This is a genomic window from Pseudomonas sp. GW821-FHT07G10, from assembly GCF_059418545.1.
Window position 1 is genome coordinate 22,676 of sequence record NZ_JBWKQB010000038.1, and the last position, 22,405, is coordinate 45,080.

19 protein-coding genes and 2 pseudogenes are annotated in these 22,405 nt (G+C 58.3%); 11 read left to right on the plus strand and 10 right to left on the minus strand.

The genetic code is table 11. The features are described from left to right. The first annotated feature begins 2 nt into the window (after window positions 1-2). Window positions 3-3,074, plus strand: coding sequence for an efflux RND transporter permease subunit (locus AC07O1_RS27565; protein WP_495090831.1), 3,072 nt, complete (start codon window positions 3-5; stop codon window positions 3,072-3,074). A 232-nt stretch (window positions 3,075-3,306) separates the two neighbouring features. Continuing rightward, a complete protein-coding gene (locus tag AC07O1_RS27570; RefSeq protein ID WP_495090832.1) occupies window positions 3,307-4,662 on the plus strand; it encodes a Fic family protein in 1,356 nt (451 codons plus the stop codon). 94 nt (window positions 4,663-4,756) lie between these two features. Here AC07O1_RS27570 and AC07O1_RS27575 read toward each other — a convergent pair whose 3' ends face one another. From AC07O1_RS27575 to AC07O1_RS27590, 4 genes are all read right to left on the minus strand, one after another. Continuing rightward, the gene (locus AC07O1_RS27575) at window positions 4,757-5,446 is read right to left on the minus strand and encodes a DUF4197 domain-containing protein (RefSeq protein ID WP_495010354.1); all 690 of its coding nucleotides are present in this window, start codon (window positions 5,444-5,446) and stop codon (window positions 4,757-4,759) included. 27 nt (window positions 5,447-5,473) lie between these two features. Next, window positions 5,474-5,872: a YbaY family lipoprotein gene (locus AC07O1_RS27580; RefSeq protein WP_495090833.1), complete on the minus strand. Its 399-nt coding sequence runs from the start codon at window positions 5,870-5,872 to the stop codon at window positions 5,474-5,476. 50 nt (window positions 5,873-5,922) lie between these two features. Next, a complete protein-coding gene (gene plsB / locus AC07O1_RS27585; protein WP_495090834.1) occupies window positions 5,923-8,427 on the minus strand; it encodes a glycerol-3-phosphate 1-O-acyltransferase PlsB in 2,505 nt (834 codons plus the stop codon). A 241-nt stretch (window positions 8,428-8,668) separates the two neighbouring features. After that, the gene (locus AC07O1_RS27590; protein WP_494992678.1) at window positions 8,669-9,046 is read right to left on the minus strand and encodes a hypothetical protein; all 378 of its coding nucleotides are present in this window, start codon (window positions 9,044-9,046) and stop codon (window positions 8,669-8,671) included. A 343-nt stretch (window positions 9,047-9,389) separates the two neighbouring features. Between AC07O1_RS27590 and AC07O1_RS27595 the strand changes: the two genes are divergently transcribed. Both AC07O1_RS27595 and def read left to right on the plus strand, forming a co-directional pair. Beyond that, complete coding sequence (locus tag AC07O1_RS27595; protein ID WP_494992679.1) at window positions 9,390-10,334, plus strand: YihY/virulence factor BrkB family protein; 945 nt, start codon at window positions 9,390-9,392, stop codon at window positions 10,332-10,334. A gap of 2 nt (window positions 10,335-10,336) precedes the next feature. Continuing rightward, window positions 10,337-10,876 (plus strand): peptide deformylase, encoded by a 540-nt coding sequence (gene def / locus AC07O1_RS27600; protein WP_495090835.1) that lies wholly within the window; start codon window positions 10,337-10,339, stop codon window positions 10,874-10,876. A 55-nt stretch (window positions 10,877-10,931) separates the two neighbouring features. Here the strand turns inward: def and AC07O1_RS27605 are convergent, their stop codons facing one another. Then, window positions 10,932-11,381 carry a GNAT family N-acetyltransferase gene (locus AC07O1_RS27605; RefSeq protein WP_495090836.1) on the minus strand — a complete coding sequence of 150 codons (450 nt, stop codon included), beginning with the start codon at window positions 11,379-11,381 and terminating at the stop codon, window positions 10,932-10,934. Between the two features lie 392 nt (window positions 11,382-11,773). Here AC07O1_RS27605 and AC07O1_RS27610 point away from each other — a divergent pair, with 392 nt between their 5' ends. From AC07O1_RS27610 to AC07O1_RS27625, 4 genes are all read left to right on the plus strand, one after another. Continuing rightward, the gene (locus tag AC07O1_RS27610) at window positions 11,774-12,715 is read left to right on the plus strand and encodes a fatty acid desaturase (protein WP_495010358.1); all 942 of its coding nucleotides are present in this window, start codon (window positions 11,774-11,776) and stop codon (window positions 12,713-12,715) included. A gap of 87 nt (window positions 12,716-12,802) precedes the next feature. Then, on the plus strand, window positions 12,803-13,594 hold the full coding sequence (locus tag AC07O1_RS27615; protein WP_495090837.1) for a phosphate/phosphite/phosphonate ABC transporter substrate-binding protein: 792 nt from the start codon (window positions 12,803-12,805) through the stop codon (window positions 13,592-13,594). A gap of 282 nt (window positions 13,595-13,876) precedes the next feature. Then, entirely contained in the window at window positions 13,877-14,440 is a 564-nt protein-coding gene (locus tag AC07O1_RS27620) for a sigma-70 family RNA polymerase sigma factor (RefSeq protein ID WP_495090838.1), read from the plus strand. Further along, window positions 14,437-15,450, plus strand: coding sequence for an ABC transporter substrate-binding protein (locus tag AC07O1_RS27625; RefSeq protein ID WP_495090839.1), 1,014 nt, complete (start codon window positions 14,437-14,439; stop codon window positions 15,448-15,450). The genes AC07O1_RS27620 and AC07O1_RS27625 overlap by 4 nt, the downstream gene beginning before the upstream one ends. A gap of 246 nt (window positions 15,451-15,696) precedes the next feature. Here AC07O1_RS27625 and gstA read toward each other — a convergent pair whose 3' ends face one another. Continuing rightward, entirely contained in the window at window positions 15,697-16,299 is a 603-nt protein-coding gene (gstA, locus tag AC07O1_RS27630; RefSeq protein ID WP_495090840.1) for a glutathione transferase GstA, read from the minus strand. 99 nt (window positions 16,300-16,398) lie between these two features. Between gstA and AC07O1_RS27635 the strand changes: the two genes are divergently transcribed. The 3 genes and pseudogenes from AC07O1_RS27635 to AC07O1_RS27645 all read left to right on the plus strand — a co-directional run. Beyond that, a complete protein-coding gene (locus AC07O1_RS27635; protein ID WP_494992687.1) occupies window positions 16,399-17,265 on the plus strand; it encodes a LysR family transcriptional regulator in 867 nt (288 codons plus the stop codon). Between the two features lie 540 nt (window positions 17,266-17,805). Next, window positions 17,806-18,477, plus strand: a pseudogene (locus tag AC07O1_RS27640) (PAS domain-containing protein); the annotation flags it as partial. A 111-nt stretch (window positions 18,478-18,588) separates the two neighbouring features. Further along, window positions 18,589-19,020: pseudogene (locus tag AC07O1_RS27645) on the plus strand (methyl-accepting chemotaxis protein); the annotation flags it as partial. A 75-nt stretch (window positions 19,021-19,095) separates the two neighbouring features. On the opposite strand, the gene AC07O1_RS27650 reads toward AC07O1_RS27645, so the two are convergent. The 4 genes from AC07O1_RS27650 to gntR all read right to left on the minus strand — a co-directional run bounded on the left by AC07O1_RS27650 (window position 19,096) and on the right by gntR (window position 22,402). Then, complete coding sequence (locus tag AC07O1_RS27650; RefSeq protein ID WP_495090841.1) at window positions 19,096-19,605, minus strand: hypothetical protein; 510 nt, start codon at window positions 19,603-19,605, stop codon at window positions 19,096-19,098. A 207-nt stretch (window positions 19,606-19,812) separates the two neighbouring features. Beyond that, a complete protein-coding gene (locus AC07O1_RS27655) occupies window positions 19,813-20,550 on the minus strand; it encodes an NAD-dependent epimerase/dehydratase family protein (RefSeq protein ID WP_495090842.1) in 738 nt (245 codons plus the stop codon). A gap of 47 nt (window positions 20,551-20,597) precedes the next feature. Further along, on the minus strand, window positions 20,598-21,230 hold the full coding sequence (locus AC07O1_RS27660; protein ID WP_495090843.1) for a glutathione S-transferase family protein: 633 nt from the start codon (window positions 21,228-21,230) through the stop codon (window positions 20,598-20,600). Between the two features lie 140 nt (window positions 21,231-21,370). Next, complete coding sequence (gene gntR, locus AC07O1_RS27665) at window positions 21,371-22,402, minus strand: HTH-type transcriptional regulator GntR (protein WP_494992691.1); 1,032 nt, start codon at window positions 22,400-22,402, stop codon at window positions 21,371-21,373. Window positions 22,403-22,405 lie beyond the last annotated feature (3 nt).

A 22,405-nucleotide genomic window follows, 5' to 3' on the forward strand; every position in this document is an offset into this window, starting at 1 on the left:
CGATGGGTTTCAATCTTTCCGAATGGGCGCTGCGCAATCGCCAGATCGTGCTGTTCCTGATGCTGTTGCTGGCAGTTGTCGGCGCGTTGTCCTACACCAAGTTGGGTCAGAGCGAAGACCCGCCGTTCACCTTCAAGGCCATGGTGATTCGCACCAACTGGCCGGGTGCTACGGCTCAGGAAGTGTCGCGGCAAGTCACCGAGCGCATTGAAAAGAAGCTGATGGAAACCGGTGAGTACGAGCGGATTGTCTCGTTCTCCCGCCCAGGCGAATCCCAGGTGACCTTCATGGCCCGGGACTCGATGCATTCCGCGCAGATCCCCGAGCTGTGGTACCAGGTCCGCAAGAAAATCAGCGATATTCGCCAGACCTTGCCGCCGGGTGTTCAGGGGCCGTTTTTCAACGATGAATTCGGCACCACCTTCGGCAATATCTACGCCTTGACCGGCAACGGTTTCGACTACGCGGTGCTCAAGGACTACGCCGATCGCGTCCAGATCCAGCTGCAACGGGTCAAGGATGTCGGCAAGGTCGATCTGTTGGGGCGCCAGGACGAGAAGATCTGGATCGAGCTGTCCAACGTCAAGCTGGCCACCCTCGGGCTGCCGTTGGCTGCCGTACAGCAAGCCCTGGAAGAACAGAACGCGGTGTCCACCGCAGGCTTCTTCGAGACCTCAAGCGAACGCTTGCAATTGCGGGTCTCGGGGAATTTTCAGACAGTACAGGAGATCAAGAACTTCCCGATCCGGGTCGGCGATCGCACATTCCATATCTCCGACGTCGCCGATGTTCACCGTGGCTTCAACGAGCCAGCGGCGCCGCGTATGCGCTTTATGGGCGACGACGCCATCGGCCTTGCCGTAGCGATGAAGGACGGCGGTGACATTCTGGTGTTGGGCAAGGCGCTGGAAGTCGAGTTTGCCCGCATCCAGAAGAATCTCCCGGCCGGAATGGAGTTGCGTAAAGTTTCCGATCAGCCGGCCGCGGTGAAAACCAGCGTCGGCGAATTCGTTCAGGTGTTGATCGAAGCGCTGGCGATTGTGTTGCTGGTGAGCTTCTTCTCCCTCGGTGTGCGCACCGGCATGGTGGTCGCCCTGGCGATTCCGCTGGTGCTGGCGATGACCTTCGCCACCATGTATTACCTGGGGATCGGCCTGCACAAGATTTCCCTTGGTGCGCTGGTACTGGCGTTGGGCTTGCTGGTGGACGACGCGATCATCGCCGTGGAAATGATGGCGATCAAAATGGAACAGGGCTACGACCGGCTCAAGGCCGCCAGCTATGCCTGGACCAGCACCGCGTTCCCGATGCTCACTGGTACGTTGATCACCGCCGCCGGGTTCCTGCCGATTGCCACTGCACAGTCGGGCACTGGCGAATACACCCGTTCGATCTTCCAGGTAGTGACCATCGCATTGCTGGCGTCGTGGATTGCCGCCGTGGTGTTCGTACCTTATCTCGGCGAAAAACTGCTGCCGGACCTTGCGAAGATTCATGCCGCCAAACACGGTACGGGCGACGCTCATCCAGACCCTTATGGCACGCCGTTCTATCAACGGGTACGGCGGCTGGTGGAATGGTGCGTGCGTCGGCGCAAAACCGTCATTGGCCTGACCATCGTGCTGTTCGTGGCATCGGTGGTGCTGTTTCGCTTCGTGCCGCAACAGTTCTTCCCGGCGTCCGGGCGACTGGAGTTGATGGTCGACCTGAAGCTGGCCGAAGGTGCCTCGCTGAGCAACACCGCCGATCAGGTCAAGCGTCTGGAAGGCCTGCTCAAGGACCGCGCCGGCATCGACAACTATGTGGCCTATGTCGGCACCGGTTCGCCGCGTTTCTATCTGCCGCTGGATCAGCAACTGCCGGCGGCGAGCTTTGCGCAATTTGTCGTGCTGGCCAAGTCCATTGAGGATCGCGAAAGCCTGCGCAGCTGGCTGATTGAAACCCTCAACGAAAAATTCCCGGCCCTGCGTTCACGGGTCACGCGACTGGAGAACGGTCCTCCGGTTGGTTACCCCGTGCAGTTCCGGGTCACTGGCGAGCACATCGAAGAAGTCCGTGCGCTGGCGCGCAAAGTCGCGGCCAAGGTGCGTGAGAACCCCCATGTGGCCAACGTGCATCTGGACTGGGAAGAGCCGAGCAAGGTCATCTACTTGAACATCGATCAGGAGCGCGCACGGGCGTTGGGCGTGAGCACGGCGAACCTGTCGAAGTTTCTGCAAAGCTCGCTCACAGGTGTAAGCGTCAGCCAGTACCGCGAAGACAACGAGTTGATCGAGATTCTGTTGCGCGGCACGCCGCGTGAACGCACCGAACTGAGCTTGCTACCAAGTCTCGCGGTGCCGACCGATAACGGTAAAAGCGTGGCCCTGTCGCAGATCGCGACGCTGGAATATGGCTTCGAAGAAGGCATTATCTGGCACCGCAACCGCTTGCCGAACGTGACGGTGCGTGCCGACATCTACGGGCAGGAGCAGCCAGCGAGCCTGGTCCAGCAAATCCTGCCGACCCTGGAACCGATTCGGGCGCAACTGCCGGACGGTTACTTGCTGGATGTCGGCGGAACGGTCGAAGACTCGGCCCGTGGGCAGAACTCGGTCAAGGCCGGCGTACCGTTGTTCATTGTCGTAGTGTTGACCTTGCTGATGGTGCAACTGCGCAGTTTCTCCCGCACCGCGATGGTGTTTCTCACCGCACCGCTGGGGTTGATTGGCGTCACGTTGTTCCTGTTGGTGTTCCGCCAGCCGTTCGGTTTCGTGGCAATGCTCGGCACCATCGCGCTGTCCGGGATGATCATGCGTAACTCGGTCATTCTGGTGGACCAGATCGAACAGGACATCGCTGCCGGACTGCGGCCATGGCAAGCGATCATCGAGGCCACAGTGCGACGCTTCCGGCCAATCGTACTGACTGCACTGGCCGCCGTATTGGCGATGATCCCGCTGTCACGCAGCGTGTTCTTCGGACCGATGGCGGTGGCGATCATGGGCGGGCTGATTGTGGCCACAGCGCTGACGCTGCTGTTTTTGCCGGCGCTGTATGCGGCGTGGTTCAGGGTGAAGAAAGAGCAGGTCTGATCAAGCGGCACACATTGTGATCGTTCCCACGCTCCCGCGTGGGAATGCTGCCATGGACGCTCCGCGTCCGCTCTGTATGTGACGCAGAGCGTCACGGGATGCATTCCCGCGCGGGAGTGGGAACGATCAATGCTTGATTCTGTGTTTTCATGTCTCAATTTTTATAAATATTGAGACAGTGTTGTGTTTGTGCTGTACTCAGAACTCAGTTTTTGGCGTTTTTGAGACAGTAATGGTCAAAAGTCCTCCCGCAAACCCGGACAGCGTTTTCGATCTGTTGGGGACCTCGCCCTACAAAGAAAAACTGCCTGACTATCTGGCATTGCTCAAGCCGCTGGATGATCAGGGGCGATACCTGCCGTTTGACGAGCTGCGTTATCGCTGGGCGCCAGGCCTTGATGCAACGTTGTGCTGGGCACTTGTCAAGAAAGCCCGCTCTGCTCAATATTCCAGCCTTCTGCCGTTGGGTGAGCCCACCCAATGGGGCAAGTTCATTCTGACGCCGCTAGCGCACAAGACTCTTTCGACTGTCGACCGCCAGGCGAGCACCGCTGCTCTGGAGTACATGACCAGCAGGATCGGTGAGCGAGCGCATTTCAACTATCTGCTCAATGATTTAATCGAAGACGAGGCCATCAGCAGCAGCCAGCTGGAAGGCGCGGCGACTACTACGTTGGTTGCCAAAGATATGCTCAAGCGCAACCGACTGCCGCGTACCCCGGATGAGCGGATGGTTATCGGCAACTACAAGATGATGATCTTTGCCTGGGACAAACGTCATGAGCCGCTGAGTGTCGAGCTGATCGCGCAGCTGCACCGGGTCGGTGTCGAGGGCATCGACGACGGACAATACTCACCGGGCGCTTTCAGGATCAATGACGAGGTTGTCGTTCAGGACGGCGAAGGCAATACGGTCCATACACCGCCACCGGCAGCGGGTATTCAGGCCAGGCTCCACACATTGTCGAACTGGATCAATCAATCCCACAATGACCCCACGCGCAACGATTACCTTCATCCGCTGATCAAGGGGATTGCCCTGCATTTTGCCCTCGGTTATGAACACCCTTTTCGTGATGGCAATGGCCGTGTGGCGCGGGCGTTGTTTTATTGGTTCATGTTCAAGAATGACTTCTCGGCATTCCGCTACATCTCCATCAGCATTCTGTTACGTAATGCGCCGGTGAAATATGGCCGGTCTTATTTGCATACCGAAACGGATGATCTGGATCTGACCTATTTCATCGACTACCAGTGCTCGGTGATTGTCCGTGCAGTGACCGGATTCACATCGGCTTATCAGAAGAGTCTGGCGTATGCCGAAGGGTTTGATCGATGGCTGGAGGAGTCCGGGCTTTTCAAGCAATTGAGCGAAAAACAACGGACTGTGTTTCAGGTGGCCAAAAGCGGTATGGCCAAGGAGTTCACGGCAGTGAATGTGAAGGAAAATCTGGATTGCTCGTACAACACGGCTTCGGCCACGCTGAATGGATTGGTAGAACTGAAGATTTTCGAGAAAAAGAAGCGGGGGCGAGAGTGGGCTTTCTTTCTGCGTGACACGCAGGACATCAAAAAGGCTTGGGCGTAGGCGCTGGCGAAGGTTGCGATCTTTTCGAGGTTTGAAGATCAAAAGATCGCAGGCCGCGCCAGCACCTACGGGCCGCGTAATCGCTCTTCGCGTTCTACAACGAACCAAACACCTTCTTCGCCAGACTGGTGGCCGCTGCCGCCGGGTTCTGGCGGATGGCGGCTTCTTGCTTGCCGATCATTTCGAACAGGCCATTGAGTGCCTGCTCCGTTACATAACCTTCGATATTGGCATTTTTCGCGTCTAGCACACCAAGGGTCGCGGCTTGGCCGGCGAAGGAGTTGTATTGTTTGGCCAGGCCGACCTGATCGGTTGCATGCTTGACGATTGGCAGGAACTTGAGGCGAATTTGCTCGCGGCTGGTTTTGCTCAGGTATTGGGTCGCCGAATCCTTGCCGCCGCTGAGAATGCTTTTGGCATCGTCAACGCTCATCTTCTTCACGGCATCGACCAGCAGCGCCTGGGCTTGCGGTACTGCAGCTTCAGCCGCTTTGTTCATGCTGGCTTCCAGTTCGTCGACCTGGGCGCCCATGCCGAACTGCTTCATTTTCTTGGCAACCTTGCCCAGGTTGCCCGGCAACTCGATCTTCACGTCCGGGTTGTTGCTGAAACCGCCCGGAGTGCCCAGTTGTTTGACGGCGATTTGCGCGCCCTGGGTCAATGCGTCCTTGAGCCCACCGGTGGCGTCTTTTTGCGAAAGATCACTCAGAGACAAGGCCAGCGCACTGGCGGAAATCAACAAGCCAGCACACAGGCCGGCGAAGCGAAGGGAAGGACGGAGCATGGCAGCTTCCTTAATCAAGAGAGGGAATTAACGTACTGCGTCGACGCGAATTTTCAACGGCTGTAGATCTTTGCCATTGAGTTGCACGCTGTGGTGTTCGGTTGTAATGAACCTTAGCTTGCCATCCACTTCTATGCGCGCACTGACCGAGTAGCGATGACCAGGTTTGACTTGGGCCGGGTCATAGCTGAGGTGGAAGGGCAGAGGCACCTGGCCTTTGATCGGGCCACGCTGTTCGTTCAGTACAACGGCAGGCGCGTCGGCGAGGGAAACATCTTGCAGGCTGACGCTCAGGATTGCCGTTGAAGGCAGGGCGATGCGTTGCAGGTAGAACACTTCGCCATCGAGGTTGGCTTTGGGGGACGGTTGCAGGGTCTGGCAGGCACCGAGCAGGGCAGTGATGGCAAGTAAAGAGAACTTTTTCATCGGGATCTCCATATCGATGGCGCCAGAAGAAGACTGGCGCCTGAAACAATCTAGTCGGTTTGCTGCGGGGCATCGGCCTGATCGGCCGCATCTTCACTGCGATGCAACGCTACCTGACGAATCGACAAGCGAATCTCCGCCGGCAATACACGCTTGGCCGCGCCTTCGGCCAGTTCGCCGAGCAGTTCGTGATAGCTCAGTTTGCCGGCCTCATCGCGACGTAGTACGTCGAGATCCAGCAGCGTTTGAATGAAGTGACGGAACAGGCTCTTGTCGAAGAATTCCGGCGCATTCAGGCCATGCAGGATCGACAGGCGCTGGGCCATGACGGTGCACAGGTCTTCCAGTTCTTCGGCGCTGATGCTGTTCTGGCCGCTGTTGAGCAGCAGCGAGATGGCCATGTAGAAGCGTTGCAGGGTCTGGGCGATGCTCCTGGACAACAAGGTCAGCAGCACAAAATGTCGCGAACTCGGTGCCGGGCGCAGATACAGCTCTTTCTCGAAGCGCAACAGACCTTGCTCGACGAACGCTTCCAGCCACTGATCGATCACTGCGTCCAGCTCTTCCAGCGACCAGCGGATGAACAGCTCCGATTGCAGGTACGGATACAGCGCGCGGGTGTAGCGCAGGATCTGCTCGCGACTCATGCGCGAGCTGCTCTGGAAGAAGCTCGCCAGCAGCGCCGGCAGGGCGAAGATATGCAGCACGTTGTTGCGGTAGTAGGTCATCAGGACGGCATTGTGCTCGTCCAGATAAAGGATCTTGCCCAAGGCGTCACTCTGCTCGGAAAGCAGGTCCATGTCTTTTACATGCTTGATCAGCGCCCGGCCATCGCCTTCCGGCAACGTGGTATGCGGTGAATACGGCACGCGACGCAGCAGCGCCAGATAGAGGTCGAGAACCCGGGCCATAGCGCGGTCGTCGAGGGCCAGCCGGCTGGTGGAAAGCAGCGCCAACGCCACCAGATTGACCGGGTTGATCGCTGCCGCTTCGTTCAAGTGCCGGGCCACACGCTCGCCAAGACGGTTGGTGGTTTCGTTCAGCCAGGCCGGACGGAACTGCGGACCCAGCTCCTGGGAGCGCCAGTCCGGTTGTTCCTGGTCGAGGAATTCGGCCAGTTTGATCGGTTCGCCAAAGTTGACCGCAACCTGGCCGAATCGCTGCTTGAGCGCGCCAATGACCTTGAAGATGTCGAAGATCGATTCTTTTTTCTTGGTCGCTCCGCGCAACTCACCGAGGTAGGTCCGACCTTCGAGAACTCGCTCGTAACCGATGTACACCGGGATGAAGACAATCGGCATCCGCGACGAACGCAGAAAGCTGCGCAGGGTGATGGCGAGCATCCCGGTCTTGGGTTGCAGCATGCGCCCGGTACGCGAACGCCCGCCTTCGACGAAGTACTCCACCGGAAAACCTTTGGTGAAGAGGGTGTGCAGGTATTCGTTGAACACCGAGGTGTAGAGTGGGTTGCCCTTGAAGGTGCGGCGCATGAAAAACGCCCCGCCACGGCGCAGCAGGCCGCCGATCACCGGCATGTTCAGGTTGATGCCGGCGGCGACGTGCGGCGGGGTCAGGCCGTTGCGAAACAGCAGATAGGACAGCAGCAGATAGTCGATATGGCTGCGGTGGCACGGCACATAGATCACTTCGTGACCCTGGGCGACGGCTTGCACGCCTTCGATGTGGTTGACCTTGATGCCGTCGTAGATCTTGTTCCAGAACCAGCTCAGCACTACTTCGAGAAAGCGGATCGCGGTAAAGGTGTAGTCCGAAGCGATTTCATTGCCATAGAGCAGGGCTTGAGCCTTGGCTTTCTCCGGGGAGATGTTCTCGCGTTCGGCTTCTTCGAGGATCGCCTGCTTGACCAATGGCTGATTCAGCAGGCCTTTGACCAGATTGCGCCGGTGGGAAATGTCCGGGCCGATCACCGCCGCTTTCAGGTTGCGAAAGTGCACCCGCAGGATGCGCTGGGCCATGCGCACGGTGCGCTCGTGGCCTTTATTGTGTTCGATCAGTTCGCGCAGATGGATGGGCGCGGAGAACTGCACGCGGGTCTTGCGTCCCAGAATCATGATGCTCAACAGGCGGCGCAGACGCCCGGTGACGGCCCAGCTGTCGGCGAACAGCAGCTTCCAGGGGCTCGATTCGCTGTCCGGGGATTGGCCCCAGAATACGCTGACCGGGATGATTTGCGCGTCTTGTGCGGCGTTCTGGCTCAAGGCGCTGACCAGTCGGGTCAGTACCGGCGGCGCGCCGCGCTTGTCCTGGCGGCCAAGCCAGTCGGGTTCCGGCGTCAGGTAGAAGAATGCGGCAGGTTCCAGCAGATTGCCCACCGATGCCGGCAACACCGGGCGCGGCAGGCCGGCCTTGCCGCATTCAGTGTCGAGCACGGCCAGATCGGTCAGCGATGGGTTTTGCAGGACGTAGAACACCGGACGACTGCGGTCGAGTTTGAGGGTGAAGGACGACTGGTTGATCGTCTCCGAGCGAACCCAGAGGTACAACAGTCGGCGCAAGGCGCCAAACACAAGACGGCGGAACGGGGAGCGGGTCATACGGCTTCTGCATGAGTTAAAAAAACCGAGCAGGTGCTCGGGGCCGGTAGTGTGCCGTATTCACCGAAAATCGGCAAAAAAGCGGGAAAGCAAACTTCAATCGAGGGTTTTTATACCGGTCTTGCACTTGATCCCGTTTACCGCAGTATCCGGATCCTGTGTGACAGGCATAAAAAAATCCGGAATCTTTGGCGGATTCCGGATTTTTCGGTGGTTTGTATGGTGTTGGAAACTTTGGCGGTTACAGCAAAAACTTCGCGAAATTCACGCCTGTACCGGCCGGGCGCACGTCTTCAAGGAAGGCGTCCTTGTCGGCGCTCAACTCCAGGCTCACGGTAGACTTGCGTTTGCCCTGGTTGCGCACCACCAGGCCCTCCATTTTCTCGCGCAGGAACACTGTCGGCACTTTCAAGTGCAGCAACTGATCGGTGCTCGGGGTGTGCAGCAACAAGTGAATCCACTCGTACTGACCAATGGCCAGGCGGCTGAGGGGAATATCGAACCACCAGATGTTCTTGTTGCGGTTCAGTTCGGTGAAGTGGCAGTTATTGACGCCCAGCACGGCACCGCCGAGTTCCTGGTTTCTGCGGGCAATGGCCTGCGCTTTATTGAGTTTCATAACATTCCTACGGGTTGGATCTTCAGCGCCACGGCCTGAATACGTTGCGCATTCTCGGGGGTTGAGGGGTAAACATAAAGCCAAACCTGCGCGCGGCGATGAAATGACGTAATGAAAACAGATGAAACTCTGCGCAATGGCTGCGGGTCAATCTTTACGCCATGACGCTTGGCCTCTGTTCCTCGTGGTAGAAGCACCTTGAGTAGCGCCGGCGATGTTTGTGTCGGGCATTGGCGGTCAAACAACGAATTTGTTTCGAAGCGGTCAACTAAGCTACTTTGATGTAGAAAATGGCCTCTGAGTCGCCACCGACTTCAACCCTTATGCGGCGAAAGGAGACGCTATGATTTTTCCGGATTTGAAAGGCTTGCCCCTGCATCGCGTGATGATGCGCACGGTGACGGAGTTCATTAACGACGAGATGTCGACTTATGCTTCGGCACTTGCCTATCAGATGCTGTTCTCGATGTTTCCCTTCCTGCTGTTTCTCATTGCCCTGATCGGTTTCCTGCACCTGCCGGACTTCTTCTCCTGGCTGCGTCTGCAATCGGAACTGGTGCTGCCGCCCCAGGCCCTTGAACAAGTGAACCCGGTGATCGACCAGCTCCAGCAATCCAAGGGCGGGCTGCTCTCGGTGGGTATCGTGATCGCGCTGTGGACTGCGTCCGCCGGCGTGCGGCTGATGATGAGCGCCATGAACGCCGCTTACGACGTGGTCGAAGGACGCCCGATATGGAAGCGCTTCCCGCTGTCGATTTTCTACACCATCGGCATCGCCGGGATGCTCCTGGTCGCCGCCGCGTTGATGGTCATGGGCCCGAAAGTGATGGGCTGGCTGGCGGGGCAAATCGGCATGGAGGACTTTGTCGTCACAATCTGGACCATTCTGCGCTGGCCGTTGGTCGTCTTGCTGCTGATGGTCTCCGTGGCATTGATGTATTACGCCATGCCGGACGTGAAACAGAAATTCCGCTTGATCACCCCGGGATCGGTGCTGGCGGTGGTGGTGTGGATCATCGCCTCTCTGGGTTTTGGCTATTACGTGAAAACCTTCACCGATTACAACGCCATGTATGGCAGTATCGGTGCGATCATTGTGTTGCTGCTGTACTTCTATATTTCTGCGGCGGTGCTGTTGCTCGGCGCGGAAATGAACGCGACGATCGATCACATGTCGACCCAAGGCAAGCAACCTGGCGAGAAGGACTTCAACGGGGACGACGAAAAACAACACGTTTCGGGATTGGGGCGGGATCACTCGCTCAAGCCGACCACTGACGAAGCCTGAACATGATCCGTGAAATTCTGAAAATGGGTGATGAGCGCCTGCTGCGCATTGCCCCGCCGGTGCCGTCCGGGATGTTCGACAGCCCGGAACTCTGGCAGTTGATCGATGACATGTTCCAGACCATGGAACATGTGGGTGGCGTTGGCCTGGCCGCGCCGCAGATTGGCGTCGACCTGCAACTGGTGATCTTCGGCTTCGAGCACAGTGAACGCTATCCGGAGGCGGAAGCCGTACCGCAGACCATTCTGATCAATCCGCTGATTACACCCTTGGGTCCGATGCTCGAAGAAGGCTTCGAAGGCTGTCTGTCGGTGCCGGGTTTACGCGGTGCGGTGGAACGTTATCAGCAGATTCGCTATGAAGGTTTCGACCCCAAGGGTGAGCCGATCGTGCGCATCGCCTCAGGTTTCCATGCGCGTGTCGTGCAACACGAATGCGATCACCTGATCGGCCGGTTGTACCCATCGCGGATCAGCGATTTCAGCAAGTTTGGTTTTATCGAGGTGATGTTCCCGGATATGGATCCTGCTGCGGACGAGTAGGAGCGAGCGGTGCGGCGATCCGACTTGCCCGCGATGGGCGCTACGCTTATCTCGGCTATCCCCCGGATTGACGAAGCACAACATCAGTCGATCCGACTCCGAACCAACCCATGGCAATCAGGGGTTTGCTGCGAGCGTAGCGAGCCAGACGATCGGTCAGGGACTGCGGCAACTGCGGACCCAGGGAAAATCCCAGCCCCTCGTAGAACGGTTGCAGATCCGGATGGCAGAACAGCCAGACCGGCCCATCGACGCGCGCCATGGCATGTTCGACCAACTGCGTGGCAATCCTTTGGCCCCGGCCTGCCGGATCGACAAACAACCCGGTCAACCAATGCCCTTGAGCAACCGCTGTCAGGCACAACCCAGCGATGATTTCCCCCCGCCTGGCTACCCATAATTGCCCTTCGCTGGCAGCGCGCATCGGCGAATTGTGCGTGCGATAGAACTTGTTCAGCAGAGGGCGCAGCGGCTCGGCAAGCAGGCTGAAATGTAGGTCTGGCATGGTTTGAGATAAGGTCTATGAAAAGCTATGAAGGGCGCAGAAGGGTAAAAAATTATAAATCGCTGAAATAAAACGCTGCTGCGCAATAGGTGTTATACCTCATGTTACATCCCATATGAGTGGAGCGTGCATCATGGCCAAAGGCATGGAATCAAAGAAAGCAGCAAAGAAAAAACCAGCAAAAACCGCCGATGAAAAACGCGCAGACAAAAGAGCCAAGAAGGTCGGCGTGTTCGGCCACTGAGCCATCTTCAACGGAGCCCGGCAATCGGGCTCCGCTTTCACTTCTAAGTAAATAACCAATCGATCTGCAAGATTTCCCTGCGCTAATGCACAGAAGGGGATGAAGCCGACGTTCGTCTGTTGGCTGGGTCCCTGCTCTGAGCCAAGCCATGTCCAATTATCTTGATCACGCCCAACAAAAAGAAATCGATACCCTGCGTCTTAGCCTGACAGGGCGGACGGAATGGCCGACCTGGCTGTTGCTGGTTGGCGTCTACGGCGCCTGGTTTGGCGTGCTGCTGGCCAGCCCGGCGCTGGGGTTGTGGCTGAGCACAGCGCTGCTGATTCCCATCGTGGTGCTGTGGATGTCGGTTCAGCACGAACTGTTGCATGGGCATCCAACGCGTTTTACCTGGCTGAATAAAATTCTCGGTTATGCGCCGTTGGCGGTCTGGTATCCCTACACGCTGTACCGCGACAGCCATTTGCTGCACCACCGTGACGAAGACCTGACGTTGCCCGGTCGCGACCCGGAAAGCCGTTACCTGAGCCGACACCAATGGCAGGCCAGCTCGCAGTTCGAGCGCAGCCTGCACTGGCTGAACAAGACTGTGCTCGGTCGTCTGTTATTGGGAGCACCGCTGGCATTGCTGGCGCTGGCGAGGGAAGAGTTGCAGCGCTTGCGTCGAGGCCAGCGAGAGGCTTGGCTGATGTGGCTGACCCATGGCGCGCTGACCCTGCTGATGCTGGGTTTCATCGCCCGTTACAGCGTGGTGCCGGTCTGGCATTACCTGTTGCTGATCAGCGTGCCGGCGTTGTCGGTGGCGATGATCCGTTCCTGCTATGAACACCGTCCGTATGCGCAAGCCGAGCAACGCACGGTGATCAATGAAGCGGCGTGGCCCTGGACCTGGCTGTTTCTCAATCTGAATCTGCATCTGGTGCATCACGACCTGCCGGGGTTGCCCTGGTATTATTTGCCCCGGGTGTACCGTGCCCGGCGCGCACAATGGTTGGCGCGCAGTGGCGGATTTCTGGTGCGAGGTTATGGTGAGCTGTTTCGTCGACATGGGCTGGCGGCGGTAGACAGCCCGGAGCATCCGTTTGATTGATTTTGATTGCGAGACGCAAATCTCCCGTAGCAGCCTGGCGGCAGCTGCTACGGGATGCTGTGCCGCATTGGAAACAGGAGCCTGACAATGCCCACCTGCTACGCAGAACTACCGATGTACGTCGCACCCGAGCAGGTGCGCCAGGCCAACGAACAATGGCTGACCCGTATCCTGGAACGGCTCGGCGTTGCCCGTCGCAGTGCCGAAGGTCTGGAGCTGATGCAGCTCTGGCTCGCCCCGCAATTGCTGTTGACCCAAACCTGTGGTTATCCGCTGATGACTGCTCTGCGCGGGCGGGTTCGGGTTATTGGCCGACCTTGCTTTGACCTGCCGGACAGCTGCGACGGCAACCATTGCAGCCTGCTGCTGACCCGTGCCGATGAGCCGCGCCAGACCTTGCAGGAGCTGTTTGGCAGTCATGGCGTGATCAATGGCGAGGACTCCAACAGCGGCATGAACCTGCTGCGCCACCGGCTTGCACCGCTGCAACAGGACGGCCGGTTTTTCTCCCGTGTCTCCATCAGCGGCAGCCACCGTGAGAGCCTGCGCTGGTTGCGTGAGCGCAAGGCTGATCTGGCGGCCATCGACAGTGTCACCTTTGCCTATCTGGCGCGTTATGCCGAAGAAGACGTCTCGGGATTGCGGGTGGTGGCGCGCAGTGCGTTCAGCCCGACCTTGCCGTATATCGGTGTCGCAGGGCTGACTGATGAGCAGGCCGAGCGGATTCGTGAAGTGATGAATCTGACTTTGCGGGAGTTGCCCGACGTGGCTGAAACCCTTGGGTTGCGGGAAGTGTTGCCGGCATCTGAAGGCGACTACCAGGTTCTTCTCGACTATCAGCAAGAGGCTGAAGAGCTTGGTCTGGCTCGCCTGCGTTGATTGCTTTGAGATTTTTCGCGGGCAAGTCGGATCGCCGCCCGCTCGCTCCTACAAAAGCAGCGCCAATCCCCATCATGGTGTGATCGACCTGTAGGAGCGAGCGGGCGGCGATCCGACTTGCCCGCGATGACGATGGATCAGGCGATAAACATCCCATGCTCATAAATTCCATAAAGATATATAAAAATAGTTTTTAAGTATTATTAAAGAATAAAACTCCTTGATAGGATCGCGTCACCGGAACACCGGACATACAGCGCAACCATTTCTATTGGAGCCTTCATGTCCGGCACCGACACTTCTCACCGCGAATACGTGGGCGGATTGTTCCGCAATCATTACCAATGGCTGTGCGCACGATTGCGCCGCCATCTGGGTTCCAGCGCCAATGCCGAAGACATTGCCGCCGACACCTTCGTCCAACTCCTGAGCACACCGGGGCTGATCCCGATTCATCAGCCGCGGGCGCTGCTGACCACCATTGCCCAGCGCTTGATGTACCAGTTCTGGCGTCGTCGCGACCTGGAGCGCAATCACCTCGATGCCTTGCAGGATGAACAGTCCCAAGGGGTGTCGCCTCAGGATCTGGCGCAGGTACTCGAAGCCTTGCACGGCATTGACCATCAGCTCAAGCGCTTGCCGGCCAAGGTCCGTGCCGCTTTCTTGCTGGCCCGGGTCAATGGACTGGCTTATCCCCAGGTCGCTGCGCAACTCGGGATTTCCCAGCGTTCGGTGAGTGATTACATGACCCGCTCAAGCGCCGCCTGTGCGCCTTGGGATGTCGCGAACGACCTTAGCGCCAACCAGCCATTACTTCGACAACCATCCCTACAGAGGTCCGCATGAGATCGATCAAAACCCTGCTTGGCAGCTCGCTGCTGGCGCTGAGCCTGCTGGCGCAACAGGCGCCTGCCGCCGAGAAACCCGTGCCGATCCATTTCGGTGACATCACCTGGGAAAGCGGAAGCCTGATCACCGAGATCCTGCGTTTGATCGTCGAGAAGGGCTACGGCTACCCGACCGACACGCTACCGGGCAGTACCGTCAGCCTGGAAGCGGCGCTGGCCAGGAACGATATACAGGTGATCGGTGAAGAATGGGCCGGGCGCAGTCCGGCCTGGATCAAGGCGCAATCGGAGGGCAAGGTGTTCGGCCTCGGAGATACCGTCAAAGGTGCCACAGAGGGCTGGTGGGTCCCGGAATACGTGATCAAGGGCGACCCGGAACGGGGCATCAAACCTGTGGCTCCGGAGCTGAAATCCGTTGCCGATCTGGCGCGCTATAAAGATGTGTTCCGCGACCCCGAGGACCCGACCCGCGGGCGCTTCCTCAACAGCCCGACCGGCTGGACCTCGGAGATCGTCAACAGCCAGAAACTCAAGGCCTACGAGCTGAGCGATAGCTTCGTCAACTTCCGCACCGGCTCCGGCGCGGCGCTGGACGCCGAGGTCGCCTCATCGATCCGTCGCGGCAAACCGGTATTGTTCTACTACTGGTCGCCGACGCCGCTGCTGGGTCGCTTCAAACTGGTGAAACTCGAAGAACCGGCGTTCGATGCCCAAGCCTGGAAAACCCTGGCCGATGCCAACAACCCGCACCCCAGGGGCACTCGCTCGATGCCCGCCAACCTGGCCATTGGTGTGTCCGCGCCGTTCAAAGCCCAATACCCGGACCTGGTGTCGTTTTTCGAGAAAGTCGACCTGCCGATCGATCTGCTGAACCAGACCCTCGGCCAGATGAGCGAGAAACGTCAGCAACCGAGACAGGTTGCCGCAGCGTTTCTGAAGGATCAGCCGCAGGTCTGGCAGGGCTGGGTGCCTGCAGAGGTGGCGACACGGGTGAGTGGGAGTTTGTAAAGGGATTCGATTATTTGCCTGATATTTCAAGGGTGCCTGAGACATCGCATTCGCGGGCAAGCCCTAATGTTGTTCAGTTAAGCGAATGTGGTCCACTGTAGGAGCGAGCTTGCTCGCGATGGTCGTTAACGATAACGCGTGTTTACTGGCTAAACGCGGCGCACTTAAGTCCATCGCGAGCAAGCTCGCTCCTACAACTTCCTTAACTGAACAACATTAGGGCTAGCCCGCGATCAATCTAAAGGCTTACGCCATCTCCGCGGCCAACGCCGCTTTAACTGTCGGACGTGAATCGATCCGCGCCTGGAAGCGCTCCAGCGCCGGCCATTGCCCCAGGTCGATGGCAAAGAGCCGCGTCCAGCGCAGCACGCTGAACAGGTACGCATCGGCGACGCTGAACTGCTCGCCGAGCAGGTAATCCTGTTGTGCCAGCGCTTGGGTCAGCACGGCGAAACGCTTGAACAGTTTCTCCCGCAAGATCGCCTTCACTTGATCGGGAATCGAGTTGTTGAACAACAGGCCCAACCCGCCATGGATCTCGCTGGAGACGAAGTTCAACCATTCCTGCAAGCGCACTCTTTCCCACGTTCCGTTAGCGGGTGCCAGGCCGGTCTGTGGCTTGAGGTCGGCGAGGTATTGCAGGATGGCCGGGCCTTCGGTCAGTACCTGTGCGTTATCCAGCTGTAACGCCGCGACATAACCTTTGGAGTTGATGGCGAGAAAGTCGGCACCGTCGGCGGTCTTCTTGGTGGTGTTGTCGACGAGGATCAGTTCGAACGGTAGATCCAGTTCACGCAGGACAATGTGTGGCGCCAACGAGCAGGCCTGGGGTGAGAAATACAACTTCATGGAGAGGACTCTTCTGGACGGTTTTGATCAGTGTCATAGTCGTTGCCATCATTCGTAAAATGACTATTTCAGAACGCAGCCATAAGGACAGCTACTGCCATGATGAATCTGATGCATTGGCGCATGCTGGTGGCGGTGGCGGATGCCGGCAATATCACCCGCGCCGCCGAGCGCGTCGGCATGACCCAGTCCGGCGCCAGCCAGGCACTGGCGTTGCTCGAAGACATGCTCGGGGTGCAGTTGTTCACCCGGGAAAACCGCCAGGCCCGGCCGACTGCGATTGGTCTGCAAGTGATCGAGCAAGCGCGGTTGATGCTCTCGGCGCTGGAGACCATTCGTACCACTGTTGATGCCGCGAAAGACATCCAGCGCGGCACGATCCGCCTGGCCAGTTTTCCCATGGTTCTGGCCACCTTCCTGCCGCCGCTGCTGCGCCAATTCAATCAGCTTTACCCCGGTATTCAGGTGGTGGCGCTGGAGGTCAGTGATGACGAGGTCGAAGCCCTGCTCAGTACCGGGCTGGTGGACGTGGGGGTGGTGTTGAATCCGCCTGCTGAACGTAACGCCGGGTTGTTGGGACGCGATAGCTGGGTTGCCGTATTGCCCATCAGCCATCCCCTGGCGCGGCGCCCGCATGAGGCCGGCGTATCGTTGGCAGAGTTGACCGCGCAGCCCTTCGTGCTCGCCACCGGTGGCTGTTCGGTCAACGCTCGCAGCCTGGCGGCGGATGCCGGTCTGGAGCTGCTCGACGTACGGGTTGAAGTGCGCGAGTGGAGCAGTGCGTTCACGCTGGTGCGGGAAAATGTCGGTGTGACGCTGGTGCCGGAAATGACCCTACCAGATGATCGCAAGGGGCTGCGCGTCGTCCCGTTGACCCTACCGGTTTATCGAGAGTTCGCGCTGGCGGTGTCGCAGGACAGGGCACCGTCAGCGGCGGTGCAAGCGTTGTTGGAGATGCTGCACTAGCGGTCATGAATTCAGTCAGCGACTTCGATGTCGGAAAGAATTTGAATGATGGCACATTGGTGGCCTTGCATCCGTTCAGTAGCTGTCTATGCTCAGCCGTGACAAATCATGTCGACCGCTATGTGAAGGGTTCCTCAGGCTGCAACCGTGATCTAGCGTCAAGAGTGCGCAACTCAAGGCACCCTTGTTAAAAGGAATGTTTTTTAAATGGAATTACTTGTCAACGTTAGGTTGGGCCCGACACCGGGCTGTCAAGAAAAGGATGGCTTGATAAGAGCGTTGCCGTACGGACACTCCGATTAAACATCATTTATCACCTGACACTTATCCCTCCTTCAGGGATACGTTTGCGTGTTCTGTGGAAAGTTGTAGTGGGTTCAGTGAAAGACTTGGAACTTCCGTCAATCAAAAGACAGCGCTGAAGGTGATACCACCATGTTTAATTTACATCGCAAGGCTGACCTGCTTGAAATTGAACGATTTACCTGCGCGCTGAACGAGGCGAATGCCAAGTTGGCAGCGGTCAGTCGTTCGATGGCAATGATCGAGTTCGCTCCTGACGGTATCGTGCTCAATGCCAACGAAAACTTCTGTAACGTCATGGGTTATACCGTCGAGGAAGTTCGCGGCAAACATCACCGGATCTTCTGCGAAGAAGAGTTCTATCGCAGCGAAGCCTACGCCAGGCTCTGGCGCGACCTGGGCCGTGGTGAGCCGATCACTGGCACTTTTTTACGGTTGAGCAAGAGCGGTAAAGAGATCTGGCTCGAGGCCAGTTACCTGCCGATCCTGGGCCCCGACCGGCAAGTGAAAAGTGTGATCAAAGTGGCGTCGGATATTTGCGCGCGGGCCCAAAGGGAGCACGAAAATCAGAACCTGATCGATGCCATTGGCCGCTCCATGGCGGTGATTGAATTCACCCCGGAAGGCCGGGTCATTCATGCAAACGAGAACTTCCTGAAAACCATGCACTACTCGCTCGGCGAGGTGGTCGGCCAGCATCACAGTCTGTTCTGTCAGCGGGCCGAAAGTGAGTCACAGAACTACAGAGCATTCTGGGCCTCGCTCAATCGCGGCGAATATCACTCCCATCGCTTCGAACGGGTCGACAAGTATGGCCACACGGTATTTCTCGAAGCCTCGTACAACCCGATTTTCGACGCCAAGGGTCGCCTGTGCAAAGTGGTCAAGTTCGCCAGTGATATTACCGGGCAGGTGACTACTTTGCAGACCGCTGCCGAATCCGCTCATAGCACCTCCGTTCAGAACGATGCCTGTGCCCGGAAGGGCTCGCAGGTGGTGCAGCAGACGGTTCAGATCATCGAAGAAATCTCCAGGGACCTCAACGAAGCCGCCCTCAGTATCGACGCGGTGAGTAAACAATCCGAGATCATCGGCAGCATCGTTCAGACCATTCGCGGGATTGCCGATCAGACCAACCTGCTGGCCCTGAACGCGGCCATCGAGGCGGCGCGGGCAGGGGAACATGGGCGCGGTTTCGCGGTGGTCGCCGATGAGGTGCGCAGCCTGGCTGCACGCACCAGTCAGGCGACCCTGGAGATCGTCGAGGTGGTGCGCAAGAACCATGACCTGTCACTGAACGCAGTCTCGAGCATGCAATCGAGTTTGAGCCGCACCGGGCTCGGCGTGGAACTGGCCAATGAGGCTGGCGAAGCGATTCTGGAAATCCAGCAAGGCTCGCGGCACGTAGTGGATGCGATCAGTCAGTTCAACTCGACACTGCAGATCAGTTAAACCGTTCAGCCATTGAAAAGGGTTCCCTTCCAGGCGTCGCCGCCTGAAAGGGAACCCTTTTCAGTTCGAGACGACTTAAAGCGCAGCCAGAAACGTGTCGGCCACTTGTTTGTCGGTGGTGCTGTTGCCTTTCTCGACCTGTGCCACCTTCATCTTGTCTTCGACGCGTTGGGCAATTTCCTTGCCGATCGCCAATTGTTTTTCAGGCGACATGTTTTTCAAGTCGTTCTCGGTAATCCCCATTTCTTTCAGAATACTGTCGCGCATCTGCTGCTCAGGGGTTTTGCTCATGTAGTTCTTGAAACCGTTACTCGCCGTACTGTCCGTGGCAGTCGTCGCATTCGGTGTGCTGGTGGCCGGCGCAGTGCTTTGCAGCAGCACGCGGGTTTTGGCGAACGCAGCGTCGACATTGTCGTTCACCGTGTTGCTGGTTTGTTGCGTCGTGCTGGACGTCTGACTGTTCGTGGCATTTTGTGCGTTCTGCATCAAACCGCTGTAGAGCGCGCTGGCGGCAGCCGTGGTCGGGTCCATATCGGACCGGTGGGTGGGCTGAACGATCGAAGCTTTTTGTGCGTTGACCAACATGATTCGAGCACCTGAATGATTGCTATCGGCAGGTAGAGAGCAATTTGCGTGCCGGTGCCAGCATGCCCAGGTTTTGCGGGGCATGGCAGCATCGCGTTCACCAGGAAGCGCCGATGGGCGGCCAAACCTTGCCGCTTTCGACCGCTTTTTCAGACTGACCACTAGAGCTGGCAACTCGGGCGGCAAAGTGGCCTAAGGGCGGAACATTTAATACTCAATCGGCAAATCAAACATCTGGAACGCGTCGTCCACCGGCTGATAGCCCAGTACTCGCGTGGTTTCGCTCAGGTCCAGACGTTTGAAACGGTTATTGGAAATGCCGTGGGCGATCAGGTGTTTCACGTCTTTGACTTCAACCGAACGTTGCAGCAATTGCACGGCATCTCTTGGGCTGAGCCAGGCGCTCAGGTCACGGGCGTTGGTCAGTTCGTGGCGATCCGGGAACTCGAAAGCACCGATGCGCAGGGCTATGGTCGAAAGGTCGTGTTTGGCGGCGTAAAAGGCGCACAAGGCTTCGCCATAACATTTGCTCACGCCATACAGGTTGGCTGGCATGACTTGCATGCCCGGTGTGATCTGTCGATCCACCGGGTAGCCTTCGATGGTCTGCGCGCTGCTGGCGAAGATCAGGCGCTTGCAGCCCGCCGCCACGGCGGCTTCAAACAGGTAGGTGGTGGCCAGGATATTGTTGGGCAGCAGTTCATCGAAGGATGCGCTGGCGTGGGGAATGCCGGCCAGGTGAACGATCACATCGATGCCTTCGAGCACCGAATTGAGGGCTTCTTTGTCTGTCAGCTCCAGGCTCACGAATCGATGGGCACCGATCGCGAAGTCTGGAGCAACGCGATCTGTGAGGGTGAAGTTATAACGGTCCTGCGAAGCTTCGAAAAATGTCTTGCCGATCCTGCCGCAGGCGCCTGTCAGCAGTACGTTGAGTCCTTTCATGGATGCCACCTTGTATGAGTTATCGGCGTGATTGAACGGCTTTGTGCTCAAGGCAGGCCATTACGGCCGTGCTCGCGGAAACCTGAGCGCGCACTGAGTTTTTCGTAGTAGTCGATCACCGCCGGATGGTTCGCACGCTCCATCGGCGTCATCAACCAGCGGTTGACCGACAGGCCGATGCCGATATCAGCCAGCGTAAACTCAGGGCCGGCCACATAGGCGCCGGTCACGGTCAGCTGTTGCTCGAGAATGCCCATTTTCTCGTTCCAGCCGCGAACGCCTGCGGCGATTCGCTGCGGATCCTGGAAGTCCGGGTTTTGTCGCACTAGAGCGACGAAGGCATAGCTCCAGGATGGATTGAGCTCGGTGGCTTGCCAATCCATCCATTGTTCGACGCGCGCCCGCGCAGCGGGTTCGATCGGCAACAGGTCGGTGTTTCGTTGTTTGCCGACGAGGTATCGGCAGATGGTGTTGGATTCCCAAAGCACGCCTGCCTCGTCGACGATGACCGGCACCTGGGCATTGGGATTGAGCTGGAGAAACTCCGGTGTGTGGGTCGAGGCAAAGCCGCTGCCCCAGTCTTCACGCTCGTAGGCCAGGCCCAGCTCATGGCAGGTCCATAGGACTTTTCGGACGTTGATCGAAGAGGCTTTCCCTAAAATTCTGAGCGAGTTTCCCATTGAGCTTCCCTGGCTGTGGTGATTTGGCCCAGGGAATCTAGCAGTTTTCGGGAAGGGGGTAACCGTAGATATTCACCTGGGTTCTGATGCTGAAACGGCAGGCACGGCAAATTTCTTGAACCGTGTCGCCGACCGTGCCGCTAAGTACTCTCGCGTACCATCAACTCAAACCCCATGTCCTGCACCGGTTTGGCCACGGTATTGCCGGCCATCAGGGTCAGCATCTGCTCGGCGGCGCGGCGACCGATGGCCTCGCGCGGGGTGCTGATGCTGCTCAGGCGCGGCACCATGTGAGCCGAGGCGGGCAGGTCGTTGAAGCCCAGGACCGCCACTTGCTGCGGGATCTTGATGCCGCAGCGCATGGCTTCGAGCAGGGCGCCGTGGGCCAGGTCATCGTTGCCGAAGAAGATCGCGTCGACCTGCGGATGGCTGGCCATCAATTGCAGGAATAACTCGCCACCCAGACCGACCGACGACGGGCGCGGGGTCAGGATTTCCAGGTCGGGGTCATACAAACCGGCTTTTTGCAGCGCACGGCGGAAGCCTTCGCCACGCAGCAGGGTGCGTTGGTCGAGTTGCGCGCCGATGTAGGCCAGCCGTCTGCGACCGCGTGAAATCAAATGCTCGGCCGCGGTCTCGCCAGCGCTCAGTTGCGAGAAACCGACGCAGTTGAGCCCGGCACCGGGGTCCAGGTCCATCATGTAGACACAGGGAACGTTGCTCGCCTCGATCATCCGCCGGGCGCTTTCGGTGCGATCAAACCCGGTCAGCAAAAGGCCGCGCGGTTGGTAGGCCATGTAATTGCGCAGCAGGTTTTCTTCTTCGTCGCGCGAGTAGTGGTAGTTGCCGATCAACACTTCGAAGCCTTTGGGCCGCAAGACGGTGTGAATGGCTTCCAGAGTTTCGATGAACAGCAGGTTCGACAGCGACGGCACCAAAACGACCACCGAATGGCTCTGGGCCGAGGCCAGGGCGCGGGCGGCGGGGTTGACCACGTAGTTCAGTTCGAGCGCGGCCTGCTGGACCTTTTCCACCAGTTCGGTGGCCACGCTGCTGACGCCGCGCAACGCTCTGGAAGCAGTGATCGGACTGACGCCGGCCAGGCGCGCAACTTCGTTGAGGGTCGGGCGTCCTGTGGTGCGGGTATTTTTATCGTTTTTGGAGGAGGTCATCGG

Coding starts and splice junctions, on each gene's coding strand:
- AC07O1_RS27570 (WP_495090832.1), top strand. CDS start 3,307: ATGGTCAAAAGTCCTCCCGCAAACCCGGACAGCGTTTTCGATCTGTTG.
- AC07O1_RS27615 (WP_495090837.1), top strand. CDS start 12,803: ATGCCCACCTGCTACGCAGAACTACCGATGTACGTCGCACCCGAGCAG.
- AC07O1_RS27590 (WP_494992678.1), bottom strand. CDS start 9,046: ATGAAACTCAATAAAGCGCAGGCCATTGCCCGCAGAAACCAGGAACTC.
- plsB (WP_495090834.1), bottom strand. CDS start 8,427: ATGACCCGCTCCCCGTTCCGCCGTCTTGTGTTTGGCGCCTTGCGCCGA.
- AC07O1_RS27610 (WP_495010358.1), top strand. CDS start 11,774: ATGTCCAATTATCTTGATCACGCCCAACAAAAAGAAATCGATACCCTG.
- AC07O1_RS27595 (WP_494992679.1), top strand. CDS start 9,390: ATGATTTTTCCGGATTTGAAAGGCTTGCCCCTGCATCGCGTGATGATG.
- AC07O1_RS27660 (WP_495090843.1), bottom strand. CDS start 21,230: ATGGGAAACTCGCTCAGAATTTTAGGGAAAGCCTCTTCGATCAACGTC.
- AC07O1_RS27565 (WP_495090831.1), top strand. CDS start 3: ATGGGTTTCAATCTTTCCGAATGGGCGCTGCGCAATCGCCAGATCGTG.
- gntR (WP_494992691.1), bottom strand. CDS start 22,402: ATGACCTCCTCCAAAAACGATAAAAATACCCGCACCACAGGACGCCCG.
- AC07O1_RS27575 (WP_495010354.1), bottom strand. CDS start 5,446: ATGCTCCGTCCTTCCCTTCGCTTCGCCGGCCTGTGTGCTGGCTTGTTG.
- AC07O1_RS27580 (WP_495090833.1), bottom strand. CDS start 5,872: ATGAAAAAGTTCTCTTTACTTGCCATCACTGCCCTGCTCGGTGCCTGC.
- gstA (WP_495090840.1), bottom strand. CDS start 16,299: ATGAAGTTGTATTTCTCACCCCAGGCCTGCTCGTTGGCGCCACACATT.
- AC07O1_RS27605 (WP_495090836.1), bottom strand. CDS start 11,381: ATGCCAGACCTACATTTCAGCCTGCTTGCCGAGCCGCTGCGCCCTCTG.
- AC07O1_RS27635 (WP_494992687.1), top strand. CDS start 16,399: ATGATGAATCTGATGCATTGGCGCATGCTGGTGGCGGTGGCGGATGCC.
- AC07O1_RS27650 (WP_495090841.1), bottom strand. CDS start 19,605: ATGTTGGTCAACGCACAAAAAGCTTCGATCGTTCAGCCCACCCACCGG.
- def (WP_495090835.1), top strand. CDS start 10,337: ATGATCCGTGAAATTCTGAAAATGGGTGATGAGCGCCTGCTGCGCATT.
- AC07O1_RS27655 (WP_495090842.1), bottom strand. CDS start 20,550: ATGAAAGGACTCAACGTACTGCTGACAGGCGCCTGCGGCAGGATCGGC.
- AC07O1_RS27620 (WP_495090838.1), top strand. CDS start 13,877: ATGTCCGGCACCGACACTTCTCACCGCGAATACGTGGGCGGATTGTTC.
- AC07O1_RS27625 (WP_495090839.1), top strand. CDS start 14,437: ATGAGATCGATCAAAACCCTGCTTGGCAGCTCGCTGCTGGCGCTGAGC.